Origin of the sequence: Flavobacterium jumunjinense, from assembly GCF_021650975.2 — a bacterium.
Classification (GTDB): Bacteria; Bacteroidota; Bacteroidia; order Flavobacteriales; family Flavobacteriaceae; genus Flavobacterium; species Flavobacterium jumunjinense.
The window spans coordinates 3542743-3555305 of the sequence record NZ_CP091285.1; the positions used below are offsets into that span (position 1 = coordinate 3542743).

The window sequence follows — 12563 nt, forward strand, 5'->3', positions numbered from 1 at the left end:
TTTGTAGTATTGAATTATAATTTGAAAGCTTTTTTTGTTTTCTTCTCTAATCCATCTTTATGAACTAAAACAGAAATGGCTTTTAATTTTAAATAAGGAACACTCATATAGATATAACCTCCATTAGCAACTCTTTTTTCATCGGTACCCCAAGAGTTTTTTACTTTATAGTATGTATTTCCTTTTTGATCTTTTACAGTTCCAACAATATGCATTAAATGGTCATCTGTAGTTGTAAAATTTTCAAATTCCGATTGACGGTATTCAGGAGAAATATTCATTTCAGTAATTAATTCTGTTAATCCTTTTTCTGCATCTTCATCAATTTGCGGTATAAAAGCAACACCATTTTTTGCCGAAAAAGTAGCTTCAGAAACATCACAGTCTAACGCTAAAGAAAAACCTTTTGCTAATGCATTATCAATATTTGAAACAAATTCATCTAAAGGCAAATTATATAAACTTCCATTAGAAAAATTATCTGGAATATTTAAAATGAATGGCTTATAATTTTCTTGATGAGTGAAGGATGTTATTGTAACATAATCTTCCGCTTTAATTTTCATTTTTTCCATGAAACTTTTTGGCGTAAATTTTTCTCCTTCATATTCAAAATCTTTAGGATTCTCTCCCAAATAAGCATCTAATATAGCATTAATGGCTACTTTCCATTTTGGAGACAGCTTTTTTCCAGGATTTTGAACATAGGTTTTCACCATTGCTTCTAACACAGCTACCATTTCTGCATGATTGTGTGATTTTTCTTCTTCAGTTAAACCAGTATAAACAGAAACAGGTACCAAACCATAATTTGCGACACTATTTAGTACATCATGAGATAAACCACCTTCGCTAAATTGCGCTTTACCTTGTCTCATTACATAGTTTTCTGCTTTTTTAGGATAGGTATTTCTAACTTGATACATCTCTGATAAATCTACTTTTTTACCAGTTAAACGCGTAATTTCAGATTCTAGAAAAGATGAAGTTGAAAAACTCCAACAAGTTCCAGTTCTTCCTTGAGAAATTACAGGAGTAGCTTCTAGCTCTATAACCGATTGAAATTCATATTTTTGAGCATTGATTGAGAAAATTCCAGAAGTTAATAGTAAACCTAAATATATTTTTTTCATGTGAGTAAATTTTTTAAAGATGCAATATAATGCAAAAAATGAATTATTTTTACTGAAATTTTATATTTACCTCAGCAATAACAAAATTAGGTTTTATTGTTAAACATTAATGTTTTGTTATTTTAGTGATCTATATATAGGAATGAATTTTAATAGTTGAAAAATAAAAATCAAATAAATTATATGAGTACAATAAAATGGAAAACGGTAAAAGAGTTTGAAGATATTACTTATAAAAAATGTGATGGTGTTGCAAGAATAGCCTTCAATCGTCCAGATGTTCGTAATGCTTTCCGTCCTCACACAACTAAAGAATTGATTGAAGCTTTTTATGATGCACAGGAAGATACTTCAATAGGAGTAGTGTTGCTTTCTGCGGAAGGACCTTCGTCAAAAGACGGAATTTGGTCTTTTTGTAGTGGTGGCGATCAAAAAGCAAGAGGACATCAAGGATATGTTGGTGAAGATGGTTATCATCGTTTGAATATTTTAGAAGTACAACGTATGATTCGTTTTATGCCAAAAGCTGTAATTTGCGTTGTTCCAGGTTGGGCTGTTGGTGGTGGTCATTCACTTCATGTGGTTTGCGATTTAACATTAGCGAGTAAAGAACATGCCATTTTTAAACAAACGGATGCAGATGTAACTAGTTTTGATGGTGGTTATGGTTCGGCTTATTTAGCAAAAATGGTGGGACAAAAGAAAGCGCGTGAAATTTTCTTTTTAGGGAGAAATTATTCAGCGCAAGATGCATTCGAAATGGGAATGGTTAACGCAGTTATTCCTCATGCAGAATTAGAAGACACAGCTTTTGAATGGGCACAAGAAATATTGGAAAAATCGCCAACATCTATAAAAATGTTAAAATTCGCAATGAATTTAACCGATGACGGAATGGTTGGTCAACAAGTTTTTGCGGGTGAAGCAACACGTTTGGCTTATATGACAGATGAAGCTAAAGAAGGTAGAGATGCTTTCTTAGAAAAACGCAAGCCTAATTTTGAAAAGAAATATTTGCCATAACAGGTTAAGGAGAATTTTTACGTAAGAATTTGTTTGAACAATTTAAAAATTATGAATGAGAAAAAATAAAGTTTTGAAATGGATTTTTCTAATTTTATTTATTGGATTGATTTCGTATTATTTTTATCCAGAGACAGTGCTTCCAAATAATGTAAAAATAGATTCAATTATTCTTCACAAATCAAAGAGAGAGTTGTCGGTTTATTCAAAAGGTGAACTTTTGAAAACCTACACTATTTCATTAGGTGGAAACCCTATTGGAGATAAAGAATTTGAAGGTGATAAGAAAACTCCTGAGGGTATTTATTATATTAATGATAAGAATCCAAACAGTGGTTATCATAAAAATTTAGGTATTTCTTATCCAAATAAAAAGGATATTGAGGAAGCTAAAAAGTTGGGGAAACCAGTTGGAGGAGATGTTAAAATTCATGGATTAAGAAATAAAACAGGAATTATAAATAAATTTCATAGATGGTTCGATTGGACTTTAGGTTGTATTGCTGTTACTGATTATGAAATGGATGAATTGTATGAAGCTGTTGATCTTGGAACAAAAATTGAAGTTTTACCTTAACTAAATTAAATAAAACAACATAAAAGTATGAATAATTTTACAAACGAAACAATAGATATTTCATCATTACCAAAATTTGAAGAAGTAAAATTACACGCTTTGCACTCAAAATACTTTAAAATTATTTTAATTAATATTTGTATTGTTTTTGGAATCCTATTTTTAGGCTTTTTTACATTATCTTATCTTGATGAAGAAGTTTTTTCTAATAGAGTTTGGATGATTTTAGGAATAAGTTTAACACTCTTTTTTTCTTTTGTTATTGTTTTTAATCATTTAAGTTTCAAAAAAAGAGGTTATGCATTTCGAGAACATGATGTTATCTATAAATCGGGATTAATAAATGAAAAAACAGTAGTAATACCAAATAATAGAGTACAACATGTAGCATTACATCAAGGTTTTTTTTCTAGAATGTTTGGATTGGCTGCAATAGAACTTTTTACTGCTGGAGGAGGTAGTAGCGATTTAGAAATTCCGGGGTTATTGTTAGAAGAGGCTCAAAAAATTAAAAACAGCATTTCTTTAAAAATTAATGATAGTGTTAATGAACTTGAAAATGTAGAGGAAGAAAATCGTATTGATGAAAATCACATTAAAGAAAAAGGAAACACTATAGTCGAAGAAAATAATGAAAACTAAGTTCGATTTTACTGTAGCACAACGACAATCACTAATAGGTGTTGTTGTTCTTTTTGTAAATACTTTGCAAAAATCCATTCGAGCGCTTTGGCCAATGTTGGTTGTTTTCCTCTTTAAGAAAGAGAAATACGATGCCAATTATATTTATTTAGGAATTGTAGCTTTTATAATTTTAATAGCTATTATAGCATTTTTGAAATATTGGTTTTTTAAATTTTATATAGATGCTCAATTGAATGAATTTGTTATCGAAAGTGGAATTTTAAATAAAACCAAAACAACCATTCAATTGCATAAAATTCAGAAAGTAGATATTAATCAAAGTCTAATTCAACGAATTTTTAGTGTACATAAATTAGAAATAGACACAGCAGGTAGTGATAAAAAAGAAGCGTCTATTAATGCAATTTCTCAAGAAATGGCTTTAGATCTTAAAGAGAGACTCGTTGATAACGCTAAAAATTCAACAGAAAAGAATAGCCAAGAAAATACAGAAGAAAAAACAAATACATTTATAAAAATAGGATTGCCAAGCTTAATAAAAATTGGTTTTACAGCCAACTATGTAACTAGCTTTGCCTATTTATTTCTTGTTTATTCAACCATTTCAGAGAATTTAAGACAAATAGGTCAAGAGAATTTGATTAATGAGAATGTAGATAAGTTAGAACGATTTCCAATAGTAACCGTTTTTTTAGTAGCCCTCACTTTAATAATAGTCTTGGTTTTACTAATTAACTTAATAACTACAGTTGTTAAATATTTTAATTTCATAATAAAAAGAGACAATAACACATTTGTGCTTTCATATGGTCTAATCAATCTTAAAAATACAATTATTAACCCAAACAAGGTACAAATTGTAAAATGGACGCAAAACTATTTCCAGAAGAAACTCGATGTAAATACTATAGAAATAAAACAAGCATCGAGTAATGGGCAAGATGCAAAAAAGAAAGATAAAACAAAAATTCCAGGATGTACAGATTTAGAAAAATCTAAGATTTTAGAACTCTTACTTAACGAAATACCAACACAGGAACAATCATTATTACCAAATATCAGGAAATTAATTATAAATGCATTCTTTTTTCTTGTATTACCAATAACAATAGCTATTGTTTTTAATCAGTTAGTAAATCGATTTGATGTTTTTCAAGTTATTCTTCTAATTTCAACTTACACACTATTTGTAGGTTGCCTAATTTGGTTTTCTTATAAAAATTATAAACTATATCATTCCAATAATTTCATTGTAAAATGGAGTGGAGCTTGGGATGTAAATCATGAAATCATTGAGCCCTATAAAATTCAAGGAATAAAAATCTCTCAGTTTTTTTGGCAAAAAAGAACAAATATTGGTTCAGTTGTTTTGTATACAGCTGGTGGAAGTATAAGTTTTAACACTACAAATTATTCAAAGTTGAAAGAATTGGTTAATTATTGGCTGTATCAAGTTGAAACTTCGAAAAAGAGCTGGATGTAATAAACGATATTAAATAATATGATTGTTATAGCAAAATATAGTATTGTCTTGTTTGGATTGTTTCTAATCTTTTCAAGTTTTTTGATGTTTTTTAAACCAGAAAAAACCAGACAAATAATAGGAAAAGCGGGAAGTACTTATTTAATTAACTTTTTAGAATTAGGTTGTAGGCTTTTAGTAGGAATTGCTTTTATAATCTCATCTAAAATAGCTATCTATGAACTTCAATTTAAAGTAGTGGGCTATTTTTTAGTTATTTCTGCTTTGGTTATAATGTGTATACCAATTAAAAAACATAATGCATTTTCTAAAAGAGCTGCTGAAAAATTAAAACCAAACTATCTCAAGATTTGTGGACTTTTTTCCCTCTTTTTGGGGTATATAATACTATTTTCTTTTAAAAATTAATACTAAAATGAAACATTGGATTCAAGCGGCACGATTACGAACGTTGCCATTATCTATATCAGGAATAATTGTAGGAAGTGCTTATGCTTATCATCAAGGTTTTTCCAATTGGAAAATTGTTGTTTTAGCGCTGTTAACTACATTAGGGTTACAAATTCTATCCAATTTTGCTAATGATTATGGTGATGGAGTTAAAGGAACAGACGATAATAGAATAGGAGAGAAGCGTTTAGTGGGTTCAGGTGTTATATCTGCTCAACAAATGAAGAAGGCAGTTATTATTACTTCCATCATTACTTTCATTGTAGCGCTGTTGCTTATTTTTGTCGCTTTTGGAAAAGAAAATTTTGTGTATTCTGTATTATTTATTTTTTTAGGACTGCTAGCTATTGCTGCTGCAATTAAATATACAGTAGGAAACAATGCTTATGGATATAGTGGTTTTGGTGATGTGTTTGTATTTGTTTTCTTTGGGTTAGTTGCTGTTATTGGTACTCATTTTCTTTTTACAAAATCGTTTAGTTGGGAATTAACCTTACCAGCAACAACAATTGGAGTATTGAGTATGGCGGTTTTAAACCTAAATAACATGCGTGACATTGAGAACGATAAAAAATCGGGTAAGAATACCTTAGTGGTTAAATTAGGGCTTAAAAACGCAAAAAAGTACCATTATGCACTATTTTTTATAGGTTTGGTGACAATGACAGTTTTTTCAAGATTGACACAAACATCTCTATTCCCAATATTGATTGTGAGTGTACTTTTCATAAAACATATAGGAACAGTTCATAAGGCGACAGACTATAAAGATTTTGATCCAGAACTAAAAAAAGTTGCTTTAGGCACATTTGCGTTGAGTTTACTCTTTTGGTTAACTTTAGTTTTTCTAAGTTAATTATTATTTACTAACAACTAATTACAAAAAAAATGAAAATAACATTTTACGGACACGCCTGTTTAGGAATTCAAATTGAAGATATAAGTATTCTAGTTGATCCTTTTATAACAGGAAACCCAAAAGCATCTCATATTGATATAAATGCCTTAAAAGCCGATTTTATACTGCTAACGCATGCGCATCAAGATCATATACTCGATGTAGAAGCTATTGCTAAACGAACTGATGCTGTGATTGTTTCTAATTATGAAATTGCAACGCATTACGGTAACAAAGGTTTTCAAAGCCATCCAATGAATCATGGTGGTAGTTGGGATTTTGAGTTTGGAATGGTAAAATATGTAAATGCAATTCATAGTTCTTCTTTTCCAGATGGAAGTTATGGAGGGCAACCTGGCGGATTTATTATTGAAAGCGAAAGAAAGAATATCTACATAGCGGGAGACACAGCACTAACAATGGATATGAAGTTAATTCCATTACGAACCAAATTAGACTTAGCAGTTTTACCAATTGGAAGTAATTTTACAATGGACGTAGAAGATGCAATCATTGCGTCTGATTTTATAGAATGCGATAAAGTTTTAGGCTGTCACTATGATACTTTTGGCTATATTGAAATTAATCATGAAGAAGCAAAACGTAAATTTTTCAATAAAGACAAAGATTTAATGTTGTTAGAAATTGGTGAATCAATAGAATTGTAGAAAAAGAAAATCGTTGTGTTTAATTAAAACAAATTGGAATGTTCATACCAAATAATTATAAAAACGAGAACATAGAAGAAGTTAAGGGTTTTTTGAATGAAAATAGCTTTGGAATTCTAATTAGTCAAGTTGATGGAAAAATAGCTGGAACTCATATCCCAATGCAATTGGATACAGATGAAAATGGAGAAAGCGTTTTGGTAGGACATATTGCAAAAGCTAATCCACAATCAAAATACTTAAAAGGCGAAGAAGAAATTTTAGCCATTTTTAACGGACCTCATAGTTATATTTCATCATCTTGGTATCAAAAAGAAGATGCTCCCACTTGGAACTATATTGCAGTTCACGTTTATGGAAAAGTTAAAATAATTGAAGGAGATGAACTGCTCGAATCTTTAAAGAAATTGGTTGATAAATATGAGAAGAATTCAGAAAATCCAATGTCAGTTGAAAAAATGTCAAGTACAACACTAAAGCAGGTAAACGGAATTGTTGGTTTTTCAATTAAAATTCACGAAATACAAGCTGCCTACAAACTTTCTCAAAATAGAGAAATAGATTATCACAGCATAACAAGTGAATTAAAAAAGAAGGGTGATTCTAATTCGATGGGTATTGTTAACGAAATGGAAAAAACTAAAAAGTGAAGCTTACAATTTTAGTAGAAAGTACAATAAAGACATCTGATTAAAAAGCCATACATATGTTACCGCTAAAAAATAAATTTTAAACATATGAAATCGCTATTAACTGCAAACAAACTCAAATGAATAAAAACGATAATATATGTGACCTATGACAAATAAAACTCAACACATATGAAAGCTACTTATAAAAAATACGTACTCAATTTTAAACGTCCAAGCGGAACTTCAAGAGGTGTTTTGACAGAGAAAGAAACCTGGTTTTTAATTCTAGAAAAGGATAGCAAAACAGGAATAGGAGAGTGTGGAATTTTGAGAACGCTTTCTATTGATGATAGACCCGATTATGAAGAAAAACTACAATGGGTTTGTGATAATATTCAACTCGGAAAAGACGCACTTTGGAACGCACTTTTAGAGTTTCCATCATTACAGTTTGGAGTTGAAATGGCTTTCCTTTCATTAGCCTCAAAAACACCATTTGAATTGTTTCCTTCAGCGTTTTCTTTAGGAGAAAAAAGTATGGAAATTAATGGATTGGTTTGGATGGGTGAAGAGCAGTTTATGAAGGAGCAAATTGAAGAAAAATTAGCACAAGGATTTCGTTGTATAAAATTAAAGATTGGAGCTATAGATTTTGAAAAAGAACTAGGTTTATTACACTTTATACGTCAAAATTTCGATGCTAAAACAATAGAAATTCGTGTAGATGCTAATGGTGCTTTCGGTTTAAATGAAGCTTTAAGTAAATTGGATCAATTATCTGGTTACGAATTACATAGTATTGAGCAGCCTATAAAAAAAGGTAATACTGACACGATGTCAGTGTTGTGTAAAACAGCTCCTTTTCCAATTGCATTAGATGAAGAGTTAATTGGAGTGGTTGAAAAAGAAAAGAAAGAACAATTATTACAAAAAATTATGCCACAATACATCATTTTAAAGCCAAGTTTAATAGGTGGATTTAAAGGAACTTTAGAGTGGATTTCCATAGCTGAAAAGTTAAATATAAAATGGTGGATAACCTCTGCTTTAGAAAGTAATATTGGGCTCAATGCAATCACTCAATTTACCTTTACATTGAATAATAATTTACCTCAAGGATTAGGTACAGGAGGTTTGTATACAAATAATTTTGATTGCCCATTAGAGGTTCAAAAAGGACGTATTTTGTACCTCCCTGAAAAGGCTTGGAATATAGATATGTTAAAATAAAAATAGCCAACAATTGTTGGCTATTTTTATTTCGCATTGTAATAGTTTATACTATTTTTTTATTCAGATTTTACTTTAGCTTTGTTGTCTTTTATCTCAACTTCAGTTTCATTTTCTCCTTTTTTTGTTGAAAATTCAATCCCATCACTACTAATATTTAATGAAGTTCCATCTTCTTTTTTAGGCTCTAAATCTTTTTCGATTATGACTGTTTCTGTTTTTTCAATTACAGTTGGTTCTTCTTTCTGTTCTTTACAACTTGCACTTGCCAAGATAACTAAAGTGGCAATAATTACGGTTACTTTTTTCATGATATTATATTTAAATTTATAAGTGCAATTTATGACCGTTTTGTTCTTATAATCTTATGCAATTTTTAATGATTTTTATAGAATTACCATTTTAATAGATACTAAAAACGATTTGTTGGTGTTATATAAAAAAGTGTTTGTTATGGATAAAAGAATTAAAAGACTCATGGTGTTTTTATCAATTGCTGTTTTAGGTATATTGTTTTTGATACTACTATCTTTTGTAAATACAATAAGAAAAGAAAGAAATTGTGAGTTTGCCAATATCGATAATATTGAGATTAATACAGGTATAGATATCCCAGAAATCATAACATCAGATTGTAATTATGATGAGGACTTTAATCTTAAGTATGCTTATTTTAAACTTAAAGAATTAGATAAAACTGATTACATTTTGAAGAATGAATTCGAAAAATTTCAAACTATCTCTCAGCTAAATATAGGTAAAGACTCTATTCTTTTAGATAAAATTAATACAATCGAAGCTAATTTAGAGCACTCTCATTTTGTTTCAAACCATAGAAGTGATAATAATAATGTTGTTGTTTTCAATAGCAAAACAAACGAATTATGGGTTGTGATACATTTTAAAGATTAATTTTTAAAGCGTACTTTTGCAACTCAGACAAGAATAAAATAAATTATGTTTCGATTAAAATTACCTACAGATCCACGTTGGGCAAATATCGCAGAAGGAAACTTAGAAGAGATTCTTACCGATCATGCTTGGTGCGAACAAAAAGCAGCTTCTAATGCTATTATGTTAATTACTATGTTGCCAGAATTTACTGAAATTACAACCGAACTTATAAAAATAGCTAAAGAAGAATTAGATCATTTTGAGCAAGTGCATGAAATAATCAAATCTAGAGGTTGGATTTTAGGTCGTGAGCGAAAAGACAGTTATGTAAACGATTTGTTTAAATTCATGAAACCAGGCAACCGAAAGCATATCATCGTAGAACGTATGTTGTTTGCTGCAATGATAGAAGCAAGAAGTTGCGAACGATTTCAGGTGCTTTCAGACAATATAGAAGATCAAGAGCTGGCAGTGTTTTATAGAGAATTAATGATAAGTGAAGCCAATCATTACACAGCTTTTCTTCAATTTGCACATGATTTAGCTGAAAAAGGTTATGATGTTAAAAAGCGTTGGGAAGAGTGGTTAGAACACGAAGCAAAAGTGATTGCAAGCTACGGAAACAGTGAAGCTATTCATGGATAGTTTTAGTGTTCAATAATTTGTTTTATTTGATTATTATGAAAAGAAATGAAATGAAATTGATTTTTTATTATTAATTAAGATAATCTTAGTTAGTATAGTTTATTTTAATTCAATGTGCTTTTTAGCAATATTATTTCATTTTTTATATTTTGGTTCAGGAGCAGGTGCTTCAAGTAACTTAGCAATAGTAGTTGGTTATATTTTATTCTTTTTTTGTGTTTTACCACCAATGCTATTTAATATTTATAAAATATACTCCTACAGGAAAATAAATGAACTTATTAAATGGAATTCTTATTTAGTATCACTTGTATTAGTTACAATATTTATGATTTACCAATTTTTTCAATATAAGCATATCTAACCACTAATTCCTATTCTTCAACTCAATCCATTTGCTCATGAATTTAGTGCTTTGCAATGTTTTATATTGGAATATCTGACCTAAAAAATTGTTGTTTCTGTGATTGCTTGTGTTTTCAAGTATTTCATTAACCTTATCTATAAAACCCTTTTCAAACAAAGAGATATTAAAACGATTGTTAATTAGTTGAACACCATTTTCTTGAGATTGATTCCAAACAACTTCATTTTGATACAAATCAATTGCTTTTTCAATAAAATCTTCTTCATTTGATGAAACATACCCATTCCAATCTAAGTCTCCAGACATCGCTTCAGCTCCAATCGCTGTTGTAACATTAGGTAAACCATAAAGCATACTGTCTAATAATTTACCTTTTAAACCCGCACCATATGGAATAGGAGCAAGCAATACTCTTGCGGTAGTGAAAACTTCTTCTACGCTTTCTGCTCTTCCTTTAACCAGAAAACCTTCTTTCTCATTGTGCAATTGTTTCGCTTTTTCAGTAACGTAGGCCCCATAAATATGTAATTCAGCTTTAGGAATAGCTTTTTTAATCGATTTCCAAGACTTTTTCAAGAGAAGTACAGTTTGCCAATTTGGTTCATGTAAAAAGTTGCCTATGCTCATAAAATGGCTTCGTTCTGAAAATTTCGGATAATCATTTATAATTTCGGCAGTAATTGGTGTATTTAAAAAAGGAATATAATGTAAAATGGACGAATCTACTTTGAAAGTTGTTGTTAATAGTTCCATTTCATATTCAGAAATAAGTAAGCTCAAATCGCAACGATAAATAGAAGCCAATTCTCTTTTAAATTGGTCAGAAAGATAATCTTCGGGTTGCAATGCTCTATGCTGTTTGAATGCTGTTTCTCTAGCTTTCCTTAAAAAATGCAAATCTTCTGTATCTAAAATTTGTATAGCATTCGGACATTTTTCTGTAATTCTCCAGCCATATTGTTCTTCCATCATAAAGCGATCGAACAAAACTAGAGTAGGGTTTAATTCAGAAATCAGTGTATCAAAACTAGTATCATTTAACTTTATGTGAAGTGTGTTAATGTTTTGATTATCTAAAGGATACGAAAAATCAGATTTACTTGAAGAAGACAAAAAAGTGATTGTATAGTTATCTTTTTGAAACAACGCGATAAGTTGAAGCATCCTACTTCCTGCCGCGGTGGAATTCGGTTCAGGCCAAACAGCTCCAATAATTACTAAATGGTTTTGCATGAAGCAAATTTAGAATTTAGAACTTAGAATTTAGAATGAAATAGCTATTAATTTTTTGGTTTTTAGAAAATAGTATGTTCTTTGAAATAATAGTTTGCAGTCGTTTTAAGTTTTCATGACATTAAACTTTTTCAAAATTGTTTATATTTACTAAAAATTGTTCTAATGAAACCTTTCTTCTCCTATTGTCCAAATTGTAAGTCAACTCATTTTACATTCGAAAATAATTTTCGTTTTCATTGTTCGACCTGTAATTTTACCTATTATCATAATATTGCAGCTGCTGTAGCCATTGTTTTTACCTTTGAAGATAAGATATTGTTTACAGTACGCAATGTAGATCCCGACAAAGGTAAGTTAGATTTACCAGGTGGATTTATAGACCCAAATGAAAATGCAGAAGCAGCAGCTTGTAGAGAAATTAAAGAAGAGTTAGGATTAGATTTACAACCAAAAAATTTAAAATACAGAACAACATCACCTAATAATTATCCCTATAAAAATGTTCCCTATCGAACTATCGACATTTTTTACGAATGTAATTTAGAATCAGATGTGATTTCTGTTGTTGCAAAAGACGAAATTAAAGAGTTAATCTGGATAAAACGATCCGAAATTGATTTAGATAGCATTGGTTTTGTTTCCATTCGTAAAGTCATCGGTGAGTTTTATAGTAATTAATTAT

15 protein-coding genes are annotated in these 12563 nt (G+C 29.8%); 12 read left to right on the plus strand and 3 right to left on the minus strand.

Going from position 1 to position 12563, the window contains the following annotated elements:
• Nucleotides 1–14: 14 nt before the first annotated feature.
• Complete coding sequence (locus tag L2Z92_RS16005) at nt 15–1133, minus strand: C1 family peptidase (RefSeq protein ID WP_236455480.1); 1119 nt, start codon at nt 1131–1133, stop codon at nt 15–17.
• A 183-nt stretch (nt 1134–1316) separates the two neighbouring features.
• Between L2Z92_RS16005 and L2Z92_RS16010 the strand changes: the two genes are divergently transcribed.
• The 9 genes from L2Z92_RS16010 (at nt 1317) to L2Z92_RS16050 (ending at nt 8739) form a co-directional block, all read left to right on the plus strand.
• A complete protein-coding gene (locus L2Z92_RS16010; RefSeq protein ID WP_236455482.1) occupies nt 1317–2156 on the plus strand; it encodes a 1,4-dihydroxy-2-naphthoyl-CoA synthase in 840 nt (279 codons plus the stop codon).
• A gap of 55 nt (nt 2157–2211) precedes the next feature.
• Nucleotides 2212–2733, plus strand: coding sequence for a L,D-transpeptidase family protein (locus tag L2Z92_RS16015; protein WP_236455484.1), 522 nt, complete (start codon nt 2212–2214; stop codon nt 2731–2733).
• Nucleotides 2734–2760: 27 nt separating this feature from the next.
• Nucleotides 2761–3375 (plus strand): PH domain-containing protein, encoded by a 615-nt coding sequence (locus tag L2Z92_RS16020; RefSeq protein ID WP_236455486.1) that lies wholly within the window; start codon nt 2761–2763, stop codon nt 3373–3375.
• Nucleotides 3365–4861 (plus strand): PH domain-containing protein, encoded by a 1497-nt coding sequence (locus tag L2Z92_RS16025; protein ID WP_236455489.1) that lies wholly within the window; start codon nt 3365–3367, stop codon nt 4859–4861. The genes L2Z92_RS16020 and L2Z92_RS16025 overlap by 11 nt, the downstream gene beginning before the upstream one ends.
• A gap of 18 nt (nt 4862–4879) precedes the next feature.
• A complete protein-coding gene (locus tag L2Z92_RS16030) occupies nt 4880–5269 on the plus strand; it encodes a hypothetical protein (RefSeq protein ID WP_236455490.1) in 390 nt (129 codons plus the stop codon).
• A gap of 7 nt (nt 5270–5276) precedes the next feature.
• Nucleotides 5277–6167 carry a 1,4-dihydroxy-2-naphthoate octaprenyltransferase gene (gene menA / locus L2Z92_RS16035; protein ID WP_236455493.1) on the plus strand — a complete coding sequence of 297 codons (891 nt, stop codon included), beginning with the start codon at nt 5277–5279 and terminating at the stop codon, nt 6165–6167.
• Between the two features lie 32 nt (nt 6168–6199).
• Nucleotides 6200–6877 carry a metal-dependent hydrolase gene (locus L2Z92_RS16040; protein ID WP_236455495.1) on the plus strand — a complete coding sequence of 226 codons (678 nt, stop codon included), beginning with the start codon at nt 6200–6202 and terminating at the stop codon, nt 6875–6877.
• Nucleotides 6878–6915: 38 nt separating this feature from the next.
• Nucleotides 6916–7527 carry an FMN-binding negative transcriptional regulator gene (locus L2Z92_RS16045; protein WP_236455496.1) on the plus strand — a complete coding sequence of 204 codons (612 nt, stop codon included), beginning with the start codon at nt 6916–6918 and terminating at the stop codon, nt 7525–7527.
• A 171-nt stretch (nt 7528–7698) separates the two neighbouring features.
• Nucleotides 7699–8739, plus strand: coding sequence for an o-succinylbenzoate synthase (locus L2Z92_RS16050; protein WP_236455497.1), 1041 nt, complete (start codon nt 7699–7701; stop codon nt 8737–8739).
• 59 nt (nt 8740–8798) lie between these two features.
• On the opposite strand, the gene L2Z92_RS16055 is transcribed toward L2Z92_RS16050, so the two are convergent.
• A complete protein-coding gene (locus tag L2Z92_RS16055; protein WP_236455498.1) occupies nt 8799–9050 on the minus strand; it encodes a hypothetical protein in 252 nt (83 codons plus the stop codon).
• A gap of 142 nt (nt 9051–9192) precedes the next feature.
• Between L2Z92_RS16055 and L2Z92_RS16060 the strand changes: the two genes are divergently transcribed.
• Nucleotides 9193–9651 carry a hypothetical protein gene (locus L2Z92_RS16060; protein ID WP_236455499.1) on the plus strand — a complete coding sequence of 153 codons (459 nt, stop codon included), beginning with the start codon at nt 9193–9195 and terminating at the stop codon, nt 9649–9651.
• 45 nt (nt 9652–9696) lie between these two features.
• Nucleotides 9697–10278 (plus strand): tRNA-(ms[2]io[6]A)-hydroxylase, encoded by a 582-nt coding sequence (gene miaE / locus L2Z92_RS16065; RefSeq protein ID WP_236455500.1) that lies wholly within the window; start codon nt 9697–9699, stop codon nt 10276–10278.
• Nucleotides 10279–10645: 367 nt separating this feature from the next.
• Here the strand turns inward: miaE and L2Z92_RS16070 are convergent, their stop codons facing one another.
• Nucleotides 10646–11878: a glycosyltransferase gene (locus L2Z92_RS16070; RefSeq protein WP_236455501.1), complete on the minus strand. Its 1233-nt coding sequence runs from the start codon at nt 11876–11878 to the stop codon at nt 10646–10648.
• A gap of 165 nt (nt 11879–12043) precedes the next feature.
• Between L2Z92_RS16070 and L2Z92_RS16075 the strand changes: the two genes are divergently transcribed.
• On the plus strand, nt 12044–12559 hold the full coding sequence (locus L2Z92_RS16075) for an NUDIX hydrolase (protein ID WP_236455502.1): 516 nt from the start codon (nt 12044–12046) through the stop codon (nt 12557–12559).
• Nucleotides 12560–12563 lie beyond the last annotated feature (4 nt).